This window comes from Paenibacillus dokdonensis (genome assembly GCF_004916975.1).
Taxonomy (GTDB): domain Bacteria; phylum Bacillota; class Bacilli; order Paenibacillales; family Paenibacillaceae; genus Paenibacillus_AQ; species Paenibacillus_AQ dokdonensis.
On sequence record NZ_STGQ01000003.1, the window covers coordinates 53,178 to 68,533 of the forward strand.

13 protein-coding genes and 1 tRNA gene are annotated in these 15,356 nt (G+C 46.6%); 4 read left to right on the plus strand and 10 right to left on the minus strand.

Features of this window, described 5'->3' with window-relative positions:
* Positions 1 to 104 precede the first annotated feature (104 nt).
* The 4 genes from clpX to E6W40_RS24685 form a co-directional block, all read right to left on the minus strand.
* Positions 105 to 1,361 (minus strand): ATP-dependent protease ATP-binding subunit ClpX, encoded by a 1,257-nt coding sequence (gene clpX / locus E6W40_RS24670; protein WP_136608287.1) that lies wholly within the window; start codon positions 1,359 to 1,361, stop codon positions 105 to 107.
* Positions 1,362 to 1,373: 12 nt separating this feature from the next.
* Entirely contained in the window at positions 1,374 to 1,964 is a 591-nt protein-coding gene (gene clpP, locus E6W40_RS24675) for an ATP-dependent Clp endopeptidase proteolytic subunit ClpP (protein WP_136608288.1), read from the minus strand.
* Positions 1,965 to 2,358: 394 nt separating this feature from the next.
* Positions 2,359 to 3,684 carry a trigger factor gene (gene tig, locus E6W40_RS24680; protein WP_136608289.1) on the minus strand — a complete coding sequence of 442 codons (1,326 nt, stop codon included), beginning with the start codon at positions 3,682 to 3,684 and terminating at the stop codon, positions 2,359 to 2,361.
* Positions 3,685 to 3,825: 141 nt separating this feature from the next.
* Positions 3,826 to 4,671: a hypothetical protein gene (locus E6W40_RS24685; protein WP_136608290.1), complete on the minus strand. Its 846-nt coding sequence runs from the start codon at positions 4,669 to 4,671 to the stop codon at positions 3,826 to 3,828.
* Positions 4,672 to 5,041: 370 nt separating this feature from the next.
* Between E6W40_RS24685 and E6W40_RS24690 the strand changes: the two genes are divergently transcribed.
* Positions 5,042 to 5,115 (plus strand) — tRNA-Arg (locus E6W40_RS24690).
* An 869-nt stretch (positions 5,116 to 5,984) separates the two neighbouring features.
* Here E6W40_RS24690 and E6W40_RS24695 read toward each other — a convergent pair.
* The gene (locus tag E6W40_RS24695) at positions 5,985 to 6,548 is read right to left on the minus strand and encodes a TetR/AcrR family transcriptional regulator (RefSeq protein WP_136608291.1); all 564 of its coding nucleotides are present in this window, start codon (positions 6,546 to 6,548) and stop codon (positions 5,985 to 5,987) included.
* Between the two features lie 156 nt (positions 6,549 to 6,704).
* Between E6W40_RS24695 and E6W40_RS30395 the strand changes: the two genes are divergently transcribed.
* Both E6W40_RS30395 and E6W40_RS30400 read left to right on the plus strand, forming a co-directional pair.
* Positions 6,705 to 7,058, plus strand: a complete 354-nt coding sequence (locus E6W40_RS30395) for a ketopantoate reductase family protein (protein WP_342774735.1) — start codon at positions 6,705 to 6,707, stop codon at positions 7,056 to 7,058.
* Entirely contained in the window at positions 7,036 to 7,641 is a 606-nt protein-coding gene (locus E6W40_RS30400; RefSeq protein WP_342774736.1) for a hypothetical protein, read from the plus strand. Before E6W40_RS30395 ends, E6W40_RS30400 begins: the two co-directional genes overlap by 23 nt.
* A gap of 153 nt (positions 7,642 to 7,794) precedes the next feature.
* On the opposite strand, the gene E6W40_RS24705 is transcribed toward E6W40_RS30400, so the two are convergent.
* Complete coding sequence (locus tag E6W40_RS24705) at positions 7,795 to 9,615, minus strand: ABC transporter ATP-binding protein (protein WP_136608292.1); 1,821 nt, start codon at positions 9,613 to 9,615, stop codon at positions 7,795 to 7,797.
* Positions 9,608 to 11,353 carry an ABC transporter ATP-binding protein gene (locus tag E6W40_RS24710; protein WP_136608293.1) on the minus strand — a complete coding sequence of 582 codons (1,746 nt, stop codon included), beginning with the start codon at positions 11,351 to 11,353 and terminating at the stop codon, positions 9,608 to 9,610. Before E6W40_RS24710 ends, E6W40_RS24705 begins: the two co-directional genes overlap by 8 nt.
* A gap of 301 nt (positions 11,354 to 11,654) precedes the next feature.
* Here E6W40_RS24710 and E6W40_RS24715 point away from each other — a divergent pair, with 301 nt between their 5' ends.
* Positions 11,655 to 12,431 (plus strand): class I SAM-dependent methyltransferase, encoded by a 777-nt coding sequence (locus tag E6W40_RS24715; protein WP_136608294.1) that lies wholly within the window; start codon positions 11,655 to 11,657, stop codon positions 12,429 to 12,431.
* Between the two features lie 122 nt (positions 12,432 to 12,553).
* Here E6W40_RS24715 and E6W40_RS24720 read toward each other — a convergent pair whose 3' ends face one another.
* The 3 genes from E6W40_RS24720 to E6W40_RS24730 all read right to left on the minus strand — a co-directional run bounded on the left by E6W40_RS24720 (position 12,554) and on the right by E6W40_RS24730 (position 15,323).
* Entirely contained in the window at positions 12,554 to 13,771 is a 1,218-nt protein-coding gene (locus tag E6W40_RS24720) for a CynX/NimT family MFS transporter (RefSeq protein ID WP_136608295.1), read from the minus strand.
* Positions 13,764 to 14,477, minus strand: a complete 714-nt coding sequence (locus tag E6W40_RS24725) for a FadR/GntR family transcriptional regulator (RefSeq protein WP_136608296.1) — start codon at positions 14,475 to 14,477, stop codon at positions 13,764 to 13,766. Before E6W40_RS24725 ends, E6W40_RS24720 begins: the two co-directional genes overlap by 8 nt.
* A 177-nt stretch (positions 14,478 to 14,654) precedes the next feature.
* Entirely contained in the window at positions 14,655 to 15,323 is a 669-nt protein-coding gene (locus E6W40_RS24730) for a phosphatase PAP2 family protein (RefSeq protein ID WP_168929040.1), read from the minus strand.
* Between the last annotated feature and the right edge of the window lie 33 nt (positions 15,324 to 15,356).

Genomic DNA, 15,356 nt, shown 5'->3' on the forward strand with positions numbered 1-15,356 from the left:
CCAAGACTCCACCCCTGCCCCTCTAAAAAGGCCTTCGGCCAGAGGGGAGAAGTGGAGAACCGGCAATGAATTTCCGAAAGAAGCCTTACCTTCCAAAGAAAGGATTAGGCACTTTCTTCCTGTTTATTCTCTTTCTTGCTGATCAATTCCGGCACGATCTTTTCCTTTACAACCTGCTCTGTAATGACGCAGTCCTTGATATCATCGCGGGAAGGAACTTCATACATCACATCGAGCATGATGCCTTCGATAATCGCTCTCAGACCGCGGGCGCCGGTATTGCGCTTAATCGCTTCTCTCGCGATAGCCTCAAGAGCATCCGGCTCGAATTTCAGTGCGACATTATCCATCTCAAGCAGCTTTTGATACTGCTTTGTCAGCGCATTTTTCGGCTCGGAAAGGATGCGCACGAGTGTCTTTTCATCCAACGGCTCCAGTGTGGAGATGATTGGAAGACGCCCTACGAATTCCGGAATCAGACCGAATTTCAGCAGATCCTCCGGAAGCACCAAACCAAGGTATTCACCTGGTTTAAGGTCCTTTTGGTTTTCGCCACCGGCATTAAAGCCAATCACTTTTTTGCCGATCCGGCGTTTGATCATTTGTTCGAGGCCGTCAAAGGCACCGCCGCAAATGAACAGAACGTTGGTCGTATCGATTTGGATAAATTCCTGATGAGGGTGTTTGCGTCCGCCTTGTGGTGGAACAGAAGCAACCGTTCCTTCAAGAATTTTCAGAAGCGCCTGCTGCACACCTTCCCCGGAAACGTCACGTGTAATCGACGGATTCTCGGATTTGCGGGCTACTTTATCAATCTCATCAATATAAATAATGCCGCGTTCGGCTTTTTCCACGTCATAATCTGCAGCCTGGATCAGCTTCAGCAAAATATTCTCAACGTCTTCACCGACATAGCCGGCCTCCGTCAGAGAAGTTGCATCCGCAATCGCAAATGGCACGTTCAAAATTTTAGCCATGGTTTGAGCCAGCAGCGTCTTACCTGAACCGGTAGGACCCAAGAGTAGAATGTTACTCTTTTGCAGCTCCACATCTTCAATTTTGCTGCCTGTGTTGATCCGTTTATAGTGGTTATAAACAGCCACTGAGAGCGATTTCTTCGCTTGCTCCTGGCCGATGATGTATTGATCCAGAATATCGCAGATTTCCTTAGGCTTCGGAATATCTTTGAGATCCAGCTCTTCGTCATGACCGAGCTCTTCCTCTACAATCTCCGTGCAGAGTTCAATACATTCATCGCATATATAAACTCCGGGACCGGCAACAAGCTTACGCACTTGTTCCTGTGATTTCCCGCAAAAAGAGCATTTCAGCTGCCCTTTTTCATCGTTAAATTTAAACATGTAAACACCCCTTTAAGATATAATCGGTGAAGTGAGAACCTGGTCGATAATGCCGTAAGCCTTCGCTTCCTCCGCGCTCATGAAAAAGTCACGATCTGTATCGCGTTCAATTTTTTCAAGGGGCTGACCTGTGCGTTCCACATATATTTGATTGAGCTTTTCTCTTGTCTTAATGATCCAGCTCGCATGGATCTGGATGTCGGCTGCCTGCCCCTGAACTCCTCCCAGCGGTTGATGGATCATCACTTCGCTGTTGGTTAGCGCAAATCGTTTACCGGGTGCTCCAGCTGTCAGCAAAAGTGAGCCCATACTTGCCGCCATGCCCACGCAGATGGTTGATACATCCGGTTTAATGTACTGCATTGTATCATATATCCCCATCCCTGCCGTTACAGAGCCACCAGGAGAATTGATATATAAATGGATATCCTTCTCGGGATCCTCTGCAGCAAGGAACAATAACTGTGCTATGACGAGATTGGCGACATCATCGTCGATTGCGCTGCTGAGAAAAATAATGCGGTCCTTCAATAATCTGGAGTAGATATCGTAAGATCTCTCTCCTCGACTTGTTTGCTCTACAACCATAGGTATCAGACTCATGTGTCCAACCTCTTTTCCATTCAAAGATGTAATGCGTTCCATCAATCTTACAGCATTATTTTAACATGTTCAAAGCATGATGTCATTTTTCACTTTATACCCCGCAATACAGTGTATGAACCCGGCCCAGAAATATAGCCTGCACGAAACCTGACACCTTTATAAGATATCAGAAACATAAGCTTCAAGGCAGGATGTACATCGATAAACGTTTTTCTTATGTATGGAAGAGAGAATTTTATCCATTTTATACTTTAATTAGGAATAAAATGGATACTCCCAGTTAAAAATAAGGCACGCAATGGAATATACGTGCCTTATCTCTCTATAGATTCATATGATAGGCATCACTTACGTCATGCCTGCAATTGAATTCTCAATGATCTTCCGTTTATTATTCAGCTGTTTCTTCAGCAGCTTCTTCGCTACCTTCAACTTCCTTGCTGCTTTCAAGGAGAAGTTCTACGGTTTTACGAAGGGAAATTTCGTCACGCAGGCTTGCAAGCGATCCGTTTGCTGCCAAAATGTTGCGAATTTCGTCAGTGGAACGTTTGTAGGCTTCAGCCATTGTTTCGAGTTCCTTGTTGATGTCTTCTTCAGTTACTTCAATGTTTTCTTCTTTAGCGATTTGCTCAAGAACGAGGTTGTTACGAACGCGTTTTTCAGCGTCGTCCTTCATTTGCTCTTGCAGATCAGCCGTTGTTTGTCCGGAGAAGCTCAGGAACATTTCAAGGTTCATGCCTTGGCCGCGCAGACGGTTGTCAAAGTCACGCATCATGTTTTCGATTTCGCCGTCGATCATCGCTTGTGGAATTTCCACTTCAGCATTTTCAGAAACCTTGTCTACAACAGCGGATTCTTTTTTGCCTTTAGCTTCTTGTCCCTTGCGAGCCAGAAGTTCTTTTTTCAGATCTTCCTTGTATTCGTTCAGCGTTTCAAATTCACTTACGTCTTTTGCAAATTCGTCATCCAGCTCAGGCAGCTGTTTGCGTTTGATTTCGTGAACTTTGACTTTGAAGATCGCTTGCTTGTTAGCCAGCTCTTCCGCATGGTAAGTCTCAGGGAATGTCACTTCAACATCTTTGAAGTCGCCTGTTGCCAGGCCGACAACCTGCTCTTCGAAACCAGGGATGAATGTGCCGCTTCCAAGTTCAAGGGAGTAACGTTCTGCTTTGCCGCCTTCAAAAGGAGCACCGTCTACATAGCCGTCAAAGTCAATAACCGCGATGTCGCCGTCTTGAGCTGCACCTTCGTCGATGACAGCAAGCTCAGCATGACGCTCTTGCAGACGACCCAATTCTTCGTTCACTTCTTCTTCGGATACTTCCACTTTTTGTGTAGTTACTTCTACGCCTTTGTAATCGCCAAGAGTAACTTCAGGCTTAACCGTTACTTTTGCTTTGAATTTAAAGGCTTGTCCTTTTTCGAATTGATCAATTTCAACTTCAGGACGGTCTACAGGAAAGATGTCCGTTTCGTTAACGGCTTCTGAATATACCTCTGGAAGCAAAATATCAATGGCGTCTTGGTACAGAGCTTCTACTCCGTAACGAGCTTCAAAAATCGGACGAGGTACTTTACCTTTACGGAATCCAGGTACACTCGCCTTTTTAACTACTTTATTAAAGGCCTTATCAAGCGCATCAGACACACGATCCGCTTCTACTTCAACATCAAGAACGCCAAGGTTCTTCTCTATTTTTTCCCAAGTTGCTTTCATTTTATGCCTTCCCCTCCAAAAATATTTCACATGGTCATTAGTTTTAACACGCACAGAATAACCACTATAGTATAAACAAGATCGTCCCCTTTTTCAAGGGCAACCCTCTAGCAAGTCCTCAGGTAGAACTTCCCGTTTTTTCTATACATTCGTCCCCGCGGCAACAAACTGCTTCATCGTGCGGTACGCCTGCTCAAAAATAAAGCGCATCGTGTCCGTTACTCCGTACATGTATCTGATCTCTTCATCGCTGCGGCTGCCCGTCAGACTCTCTGAAACAATCTGGTGCAGAGATGCTGCCCAGATGTCGATCGTCTCATCATTTTCATCCACTATGGAAAAGTAATCATCCGTACCGTAAATAGCCATGATAAATTGTGTCCACAGCTCCTGCGCAAAGTAAAAAAGCGTAGGCTCCTGAACCTCTGTCTGCCCGGCTACCCGTTCTGTAACCAGACCGACCTGCGTTGGAAATTCATCCGGGCTCAGCGGTACTGCTTCTACATCGATCCTGGCACGTTCCTGACCCCGAAGCAGTTCTATGTTCCCCTGCATTCCACGTTTGCGAAGCGTCTGCAAGACTCTGAATTGAAGCAGTGGATGGAGCTCCTGGCTTTGCAGCCATTGTACAAGCTCCTCATCGATGGCAGCACCTTCGAGATAAGACAACTGCTCCAGTGCGAGCATATTTTGTTCACTTAGCGGTTCCTGCATGGCCGTCTGCAGCAGCTTATCGGCATAGAAGCTATCCTCTGCCAGCTTGGCGTGGACATTCTGACGTTTCATCTCATCCTCGTTTGGCTCACTCTCTTCTGCCTCCCCAAAATGCTCACCGTCCGCATTGCTGTGATTATATTGGGGAAACGCAGCTTCCAGCCATTCAAGAAGCGCATGCCACTCATCATAATGCCGCTGATCCTGTCCTTGGCACTGCAGCAAAAAACGCAGAAGCTCCATTGCTTCCCCGTATCGTTCATTTTCCAGCATGACTGTCAGCTGAATCTGATAGAAGTCGAGTGTCTTTGGAAAGAGGACTAAGTTGTCTTTCGCTGGGGAATTGGAATCATTAATAGGGGGTTCCTCCTTTCGGTCCGGGTAAGGTCAATTAATTGTTGATTATAGCATACCCGCTTTGCACATGAAAAAAAACTGCATGCATATGTACATGTCTCTTTCGAATATTTAACTAGTATGGGGCGTGAAATCAGATACAGAAAATATTAATGAATTATGAAGCACTTGAAACAGTCTTCCAGTATATTTTTAGGCTGTACAACCCGTTATAATTAATAATATTAATTTGTTGTTGTAAAATGTTTATCCGTATGATATGATATTTCTTGCTTGAATTTTTTATGTCCCAGTAGCTCAGCTGGATAGAGCAACGGCCTTCTAAGCCGTCGGTCGGGGGTTCGAATCCCTCCTGGGACGTACATAAAAGCCACTCTTCGGAGGGGCTTTTTGCTTTATGGAGGGATGAGAACCCATCAGGGTTCGTCGGAGCATAAGCTTCGTTAGCATCTGCTTCGCAGTCAGCCCGAAGGGCTGTATCCCTCTGAGGAGTATTTGTGTGAGCTAAGCGCTCCGCATACGAATCATTCCTCCGATCGCTGTTGCCCCCGAGTTTATTGAATAATCCAAGTTGGTGTAAACTCGAGGACAACGTTAATGCTTCTGATGCTAGCTTTCCTTCGGAAAGCTTTTAGGCGACTGCTTCGCTTCTTCGGAATTGATTCGTCCGCTCCGCTACTTTGGAGTAAAACCTAGCATACTAAGTCACTCGGTAGAGAGTGTCTTTTTATTTTCTCGAGGGACTAGCCATTTGGGCACGTCGGAGCATAAACATCGTTAGCATCTACTTCGCAGTCAGCCCAAAGCGCTGTATCCCTCTGAGGAGTATTTTTTTGAGCTAAGCGCTCCGCATACGAATCATTCCTCCGATCGCTGTTGCCACCGAGTTTATTGAATAATCCAAGTTGATGTAAACTCGGGGACATAGGTTATGCTTCCGATGTAGCTTTCCTTCTGGAAAGCTTTTAGGCGACCACTTCGCTTCTTCCGAATTGATTCGTCCGCTCCGCTGCTTTGGAGTAAAACCTAGTTTACTAAGTCACTCAGTAGAGAGTGTTTTTTTATTTCCTCGGAGGGACGGCGCCCCATCAGGGTTCGTCGGAGCATATGCTTCGTTAGCATCTGCATCCAGAAATGAATCTCTATATCCGGGAGGGCAGTACCGTTCCAGAAGGAACTGAGGCGCTCTGTTTTTTGTCATAATTTATGTTGTTATGGCTAAATTTAATTTAACCTATCTTCAATGGGATCAGCTGATTCATCTCCAGAAGGCTCCATAACCGGTCCGTCAATTCTTCCGTAGAACATGGCATGGATTGATTGAACCACCACTCAATCACACCGACAATCGCCGAACTCATGAATTGCGCATATATCGATTTGCTCAGGTCATCTACGCTTAAATTGGTTTCGTCCATCTGTTCCATGATCTGTTTATTGATCATGCTGTTCAGATGAATCCTGAAGGAAGAAACGTCTTTAATGCTCAACAAGGTCTTATATAATGCAGCGTTTTGCTTGATTTCTTTAATCGTATGGTGCAAGAAAGTCTTCGTTGGAATTTCCGTCGCATCCACGGAGTAACAGATGTTCATCAAATGAGTCAGTTGGGCTTCTATGAACTTATCCAATAGATCGTATTTGTCCGAGTAATGCGAATACACGGTGCCTCGATTGACGTCGGCACGCTCCGCGATATCGTTGATCGTTATTTTCTCGAATTCTTTCTCCGCTATCAGTTGCATTAAGGCATTCATTATGGCTGCTTGATTTTTTTTGATTCTTCTATCCACGAAGAGCCCACCTTTTTAAACAATTCATATTAATCTGTTGAAAAACCAACAAAACCGCTTAATCTAGCGATTGCTGCCGGTTAGTGTGACTGCTATCCTTACTTTATTCAATGAATGGTCAAAAATCAACAAATGTTCAATAAAGGGGATATGAAGGTGAGGATATTGGTTTACGGAGCGGGCGTTCTGGGCAGTTATCTTGCTCATGTATTGGTCCGCGGAGGGAATGAGGTTACCGTGCTGGCAAGAGGCAAGAGAGCCGTGCAACTGAAGACGAATGGGCTTGTTATCCGACATTACTTTCAGCGTCGCAACACAGTCGATGAAGTAAACGTCATTCAAGAGCTTACTACCGACGATCTCTACGATCTCATTTTTGTTGTTATGAAATACAATGATTTCCCATCCGTTCTATCTATACTAGCCGAGAATCAGTCTTCCAATATCGTTCTCGTCGGGAATAATGCGGATGCCCTCGGGATGCGGAATGAAAATTCAAGAAAAAAGTAAGGAGAAGAAAAACGTCATTTTCGGCTTTCAGATTAGCGTCGGAATCCGGGAGGAGAACGGACGCATGATATGCATCCGCGGAGGCGGGCAAATGATATTAGGCAGCTTAGACGGAGAGATCACAATAAAGCCTCTCCTAGAGAGCGCATTTAAGAAAGTGAAGTATAAATTAGCTTATCATGAGGATATCGACGCCTGGCTTAAAAGCCATATCGTCACGATCGTTGCCTTGAACTCGGTTAGTTATCTTTACGACGGCGATTTAAAGAAAGCAACGAAGGACAAGAAACTCTTTAACCAAGCCATTTCCGCAATGGACGAGGGGTTTCGTCTATTGGAGAAGCTAAATTACACGATCACACCTGCCAGTCAGGTTATCCTTATTCGTAAGCATAGATGGATCACATACCTGGGTCTAATCTTCGTTCACAAATTGTCGTTTATGAAATTGATAGATGGTTCTTTCAGTGAAATTGCCGCTTTGTTCGAATCCTTCAAAAAGCTGAAAAAACATATAAATATCGAGACTCCTAATTGGGATGAGTTGGAGAAGCGAACGATGTCCAAGTTTGTTAGCCGCTAAACTCCCGAATCTCATTCCATCCAACTCATTAAAGCCATATTGCCTTTTCTAAAACATACCCCACTCGAACCACTACTAAATAAAGCAGCAGCCACCATATGCAATGGTGGCTGCTGCTGTCATTAGTTCTCTTTAAAACAAATGCATGCACGTCTATTCCTCTTCCGACGCCTGCCGCGCATGAGTGTACAGCTGCTCATAGTAGCCATGCATGGCAATCAGCTCATCATGCGTACCCTCCTCGACCGCTCTCCCATCTTTCATGACCAGAATGCGGTCAGCATGCATCACCGTCGATAAACGATGGGCAATGATGAGTGTCGTCCGTCCTTCGGATACGGTTTGCAGGGCGCTTTGCACCAGCTGCTCCGTCTGCGAGTCCAGATGCGCCGTTGCTTCGTCGAGAATCAGAATCCTAGGCTCGAATACCATAATACGCGCAAAGGAGATCAGCTGGCGTTCACCTGCGGACAATCCGCTTCCTCGTTCGGACAGCAGAGAGTCGTAGCCCTGCGGCATGCGCATGATCATATCATGTACGCCGACATGCCGGCATGCCTCCATGACCCGTTCACGGGTAATACTGTCTTGAAAGAGTCTGACGTTGTCCAGCACGCTCCCTGAGAACAGATACGGCTCCTGCTGGATCAGCCCGACAAGGCGGTGGAGCTGCTGTTGGGGAATGTCGCGGATATCGATTCCATCTATCCGAATACTGCCCCTATTCACATCATAAAAACGGTTTAGCAGGCTGATCAGCGTGCTTTTACCAGCCCCCGTTGTACCCACAATACCGACCATCTCCCCTGCATCCAGATGCAGATCAAGATGTGGGATAACGGGTTTAGATGGTGCATATCCGAAGGTAATATGATCAAAATCCACTTTACCCAGGGCTTCATCCGCCTTCAGAACAGTCTTGTGATCAGGCAGTGGATCCTTTACGTCCGGCTCGGTGCTGAGTATTTTCCAAATGCGGTCCATGGAAACCATCGTTGACTGAAACGTGTTCCACTGCATCGTGATCTGGTTGATCGGTTGGAAAAACTGGCGGATGTAGCTGGTAAAAGCGTATAGAACGCCAACCTCCATGCTTTTATGGAATACAGCCATCCCACCAAGCCAAACGACCAACACCAGAGCCAGGTTTCCTAAAATATCAAAGGTCCGGTTGAATAAAACATTGGCACGAACCTCTCGCATATTCCCTTCCCAATAACTTTCATTATGCTCATTAAACCGACGGGTCTGTTCTTCCTCCTGACGGAAAGTCTGAATCAGTCCCATGCCGGAGAGATTTTCTGCGATGAAGCCAATCAGCCGCGAAAGCCGGCTCCGGGTCACTTGGTAAGCCTCCCGCAGATAACGCCGGAACATGAAAGCGACCAGACCGATGACAGGCAAAATAATCAGCGAATACCATGCCAGTGTCGTATCCAGACGGAACATGAAATAAACGATGAGGACCAAGGTCATCCCGTCACGAATCAGGCTCAAGAGCACCTGGGTAAAGAACTGGCTGATAGTCTCCGTGTCGCTCGATACATTCGTGACCAGGCTTCCGCGATGGACCCTGTCAAAATATGACATTGATAGTTTGGAGATATGATGAAATAAGTCCTTACGGATTTTTGCCACAATGCCCTGACCGGCATACTGAAGCAAATTATTTTGAACATATGTGAACACAAAGCTTATAACAGAGATTCCCAAATAGATGCCCGCCATCATGGCGATAAAACCAATTTGAGCATTCCCTTTGGCCAGATGATCATCAATGACGATTTTGACCAGATAAGGCTGGAGCAAATCCGCTGAAATCCCGAGCAGAGCACAGAAAAAAATGGCTGTAAACGTAAGCTTATGCGGTTTGGCATACTTTAATATATTTTTAAATGCTTCAAATGACTTTCCTTTGCTTCCGTCTGATGACTTCTTGCCCGCTAGAGCAGCGGCTGTTGAAGAATTAGGCATGCTGCAATCCCTCCTGTTGAATCCGGTACAAAGAAGCGTATAAACCGTCTCTGCGTGCCATTAATTGCTCATGGTTGCCGCGCTGCACAATTCGGCCCTCATCCAGAACGATGATCTCATTGGCATGCTGCACGCTGCTGATCCGATGGGCAATGATCAGTGTGGTTTTACCTTGCCTTTCTTTGACGAGATTGCTCAAGATCCCTGATTCCGTCAGTGTATCCACCGCGCTCATACTGTCATCGAGGATAAGCAGCTCCGGTCTTTTCATCAGCCCCCTCGCCAAACTGGCACGCTGCCTTTGTCCGCCTGAAAGCGTAAGTCCGCGTTCTCCCAGTTTGGTTTGAAAGCCTTCCTTGAATGTATTCACGCTGTCCAGCAGTAAAGCCTGATCCGCTGCGTTTCGTATCTGCTGCATGTTCGCCGACCGATCACTAAAAGCGATATTATCAGCAATGTCCGTACTGAATAAAAACCCATCCTGCGGTACATAGCCGATTTTCCTGCGCAGCGTTTCCAGAGATACTTCTGTGATGTCTTCCCCGCTTACACGTATGCTGCCGGCCGGAGGCTCGTAGACCCGAAGCAGCAGCTTCGCCAAGGTGGATTTCCCGCTGCCCGTGCGTCCGATTAAGCCGATGGTTTGACCTTTCCGAATAGAAAAGCTAACATCTTCAAGCGCTTTTTCCGAAGCACCCGGATAAGAAAAATTCAGATGATTGATTTCAATATCTCCAACAGAACTCAGCTCGATGGCCGATTCATTGTCCCTCACGCTTGGCACTTCAGCCAGCAGACGGTTCACCCGCTCCAGGGATGCGCCCGAACGCTGCATCATATTGATAACGTTGCCAATTTGCTGGAGAGGTCCGGTCAGCATCCGCAGATAAAAGGTTAAGGCAACGAAGCTGCCGAGAGACAGATGATGCTGAATCGTCATGTAACCGCCAACAAGTAGCGAAACCACCAGCGACAAAGCCCCGAGAAAAGGCAGGATAGCCTGGAAAAGAGAAGACATCCGCACCAGGCGGAGCTGTGCTCCCCGGACGCCGTCAACGGTGCTGTCAAATCGCTGCTGGGCCGTTTCTTCCATGGCAAACGTCTTCGTCACGCGGATACCGCCAATTTGTTCATCCGCCGATTCCGTCATATTGGCCAGATTCTCCTGCACCTGCATGGATCTTTCGCGAATTCGCGGACCGAAGAAAATAACCAGAAACGGGATCAGGATTAGCGGACCTACACTCACCAAGATCAGTGTCACGGGAATACCGGTAATGAGCATCATCGCCACACAGGAAATGACCATGAACACTGCATTAGTCGTTTGCGTGACACCAAAGGAAATCGCCTCGCGCACCGATGTCACATCATTCATGACGTAACTGAGCAGCTTGCCCGTACCCTGTCTAGAGAAGAAATCCTCGCTCAACCTGGAGAACTGCGTAAAAATACGGCTGCGTGTAATAAACTCGAAGCGACGTCCAAGCCTCATGATCGTAAATTGGCCGAGCCCAAACAAAATACCATAGGATACTGCAATGGCAAGCAGAATAAGGCTGTACTGAATGATTCCATCCCGTCCCAGTGAGCCATCCTTGAGTCCATCCGTTACTTTTCCCAGTATCTGTGGCAGCAAAGACTGATCTACGTTAGATAAAATAATCAAAATAATGGCTGTGAGGTAGAGCAGCTTGTTTTGCTTCAAATAGCTGGTGAGCAGTTCAAAGTTTTTCAATGGTTTCGTCCCTCCTTATGCGGGCAATTTAATTTCCCTTACTAAATCTTCAACTAAAATATAGCATATATAAAAATAAGCTGCGGCATGGCAGCAAGACGCTATAGGCAATAAACCGTTGATATGACTGGGTTTTCATTTGATAAAAAAAAGGATATCCCCAAATTTACTGTACAGCACAGCTGACAATATATAAAACCATCTTATAGATTTATCCTATAAATTTTATAACATTAATATATTTAACTTATAAGCAGAAGTATGCAACAATAATGCCAACAATGAAATGGAGGTGCTCAAAATGGATTCTTTGAACCAATGGCAGCCGCTCTCTTATGACCAGAAGCTCGGATTTGTATCCGAGTACGGAAAAGATCTGCTGTCTTTATTAAACCCACGAAAAGAAGAAATGATTCTCGATTTGGGCTGCGGTACGGGTGACTTAACGTATGAGATTTCACTATCGGGCGCCAAGGTCGTCGGCATAGATGCATCTGCAGAGATGATTGGTCATGCCAGAGAAAAGTATCCTTCTTTGGAATTTCGTATCGACGATGCTCAGAAGTTCCGTCTGGAACCTTGCTGCGATGCCGTGTTTTCCAACGCAGCAATTCATTGGATGAAGGATGCTGAAGGAGTTGCAAGAAGCGTGTGGAATGCGCTCAAGCCCGGCGGACGCTTCATTGCGGAGTTCGGCGGAGCAGACAATGTAAGCACCATCGTAAACGCAATAACCGATGTCCTAACGGCGGAATATGGCATTCATGCTGCAGCACGGAACCCGTGGTATTTCCCTAGCCCGGGAGAATACAGCTCCCTTCTGGAGCGCCAGGGATTCACTATTCGTCTGGTCCATTATTTCGAACGTCCTACCAGGCTTCATGACGGGCAGGATGGGATGCTCAGCTGGCTCGCCCAATTTGGTGATGACTTTTTTCTTGGACTAAGTCCGGATGAAATACGCGAGGCCTGCATAAGGATCAATGAAAAGGTTCATGAGATCTTGTGGAGAGACGGGGCGGTGTATGCAGATTATAAACGTCTCCGAATCGTTGCCGAAAAGCCCGCTCATTCATAAATAGTTCCTTCCTTTTCTCATGCAACAAAAAAAAGAGCTGCGGAAACAGCTCTTTTTTTGTTGCATAATGCTCATTTATGTTGTTTTTCGAAACAAGGATCCAGATTACAATGTTAGCTAACTCATTTCTCTCCTATATAGCGGTTATTCCCTGCTCCCCAGCCGGCGATCATATAAATGACACCAGCTACCAGAAGAAGGAGCAATGCCGCCGTCCAGCTGCCTGTCATATCATGGACAAGACCGAACAGCAGTGGCCCTACCGCTGCGAGCAGGTAACCTATCGATTGAGCCATGCCGGACAATTCTGCAGCTTGCTGAGAATGACGGGTCCGAAGCACGAAGAACATGGTAACCAGGCCAAAAGCTGCTCCGGTTCCCATACCAATCGGAATGACTGCAACCGGTACCAGGGCCTGAACTCCGGTCAAAAGTAATATAAAGCCGATCATAAAGCAAAGAAATGTAAGGAAAATTAGAAGTCGTTGATTTTTAAATCTGGCGGCCAGAACCGGAACAATAAAGGTTACCGGTACGCTGAACAACTGCATCAGGGAGAGCATCCACCCTGCCGCCGACGGGGTCATGCCGCGCTGGGTCAATATTTCCGGCAGCCATGCTACCACGGAATAGAATACAAAGGATTGAAGACCCATAACGATGGTCACCTGCCAGGCAAGCTTGGAGCCCCAGACGCTGCTACTCTTGGCAGATACTTGCACCTTGGCGACTTCGTGACGGTAACGGAGCTGCGGAAGCCAGGCCAGCAGCGAGATGACGGCCAGGATACCCCACATAACCAGAGACCCGCGCCAGCCAGAATGCAAATGACCCGCGACCGGAACACTGATTCCCGATGCGATAGCCGCGAAGATATTCATGGATACGGAATAAATACCCGTCATTACGCCCGTACGAAGCGGGAAATCACGCTTGATCAAACTCGGCAGCAGTACGTTGCTTAGAGCAATGCCTAATCCAAGCAAAATAGTCCCTGCAAACAAAGCCGTAATCGTCGGAATAAACCGCAAGACAATACCGACAGTCACTGCGCATACACCAAGGAATAAGGCACGTTCCATTCCCCATAGGCGTGAGATTCTCGGAGCGAGCGGCGACATTAACGCGAAGGCCAGAAGCGGAAAGGTTGTGAGTAGTCCAGCCAAGGTATGAGACATTCCCGTGTCGCTGCGGATCGTTTCAATGAGCGGACCCACTGCGGTAATCGGAGAACGAAGAGTTGTTGCAATCATGATGATGCCGACAAGCAGCAAAGCCGCCTTCATTCCTGTTGATACTGATTCATTGTCTGCCTTTTTTACTTGAGTTACGTTATTCATGATGTAGTTCATTTCCCCCTTGTATATCCTTCAGCAGCATTTCGCGCGAAGCATCAATATAGGCCCGAACAGAATCGGCCGATCCCGCTTCATCCTGGGCAATAATAGCTTGGATCAAGCGTTCGTTAAACTCTGCGTGCAAGCGAGTCAAAGTCAAATGTCCACTTCCATAAGAAACCACCTGCTGAACAGCTTCACTTATCGAATCATACAGATCGCTTAAAATCGAATTATGTGCAGCATTGATAATCTCTTTGTGAAAAGCATAATCTACACGGGTAAAAGCTTCTATATCCCCCTCTTCTTCAGCCTTTCGGTAATCAACATAAGCAGACTGAATCCGCTCTATATCTTCGGCTGTCCGCCGCAAAGCAGCCAAGCGTGCCCCTTCCTGCTCAAGCGCTGAACGCACCTCCAGTGTCTCGCTCAGCTTGGAACGCTCCAGCCTGCGTGCCAATACCGGCGTTAAACTGCTGGATGAGCATACATAAGTCCCATCGCCCTGTCTTGTCCGCAGCATTCCCGCGTGGATGAGGGCATGAACGGCTTCCCGGATCGTATTTCTGCTGACGCCCAGCTCTTTGACAAGCTCGGGTTCTGCAGGAATCCGTTCTCCAACCGGCCAGGTTCCGTTCTCAATCAGCTGCTCCAGCTGAGAAACAATCTGTTCGACCAACGTTCGCTTTGTCGGACGTTGTAAGGTCATAAGTGATTCCTCCAAACATAGGATGTTTGGTTCATTATAGCATATATTTTCATTTATATGTCTTTTTTCTGAAGATTAATATGTATAAAATTCTGGAATGCTCTCTTCATCAACAAAAAAAGCTGCTCCGAGGAGCAGCCTGCATATTGAGGACTAAACAATATATGATTTTGTAAATTATGCCTGAAACTCTCTATGCTGGGACGCTGTCTTGTTCCGGTAAAGCGCTGGAACCTTAAAGAAAAGAAAACTGTAGATTTCCACAATCGCGATGGCGCCAATGACATCCATAATGACATGCTGTTTCATAAATAGAGTCGAGGCAATAATCAAAAGAGACATACCGCTGATCAAAGTGACATTCAGACGATTGCGGGCCGGACTCTTCCAAATCATTCGCATCACCATATAGCTGGAAAAGCAATGAATGCTCGGAAAACAATTGAATGGTTGATCACGGTTATAAATAAACCTCGTCAACTGTGCAAACGGGTCGTTTCCGATCACTTCCGGCCGCGGCACAGTAGTCTGGAACACCAAATAGACGCCGTAGCAGGTAAGTGCGCATACGGTATATACCAGCAGCGAGCGGTAATAGGAAGGACGATCCCGAAAGAAAAAATAGACCAGACAGACGTAAATGTAGAAAATCCAGACCCCGTACGGAAGAGCGAAATATTTAATGAAAGGTGTCGCCTGATCCAGGGGTGTAACAAGCGAGTATACTTTATCCGTTGGCTGGTTTACCAAGTGATACAGGCTGCCCAGAAAAGGAAAAACAAGCATAAGTGCGAGAGGAGCCAAGCGAAGCAGCTGCTTGAGATCCCTATTTTTAAGCCATGACATTTCAATCAGTACCTTTCTAAATTCAAAATCGCG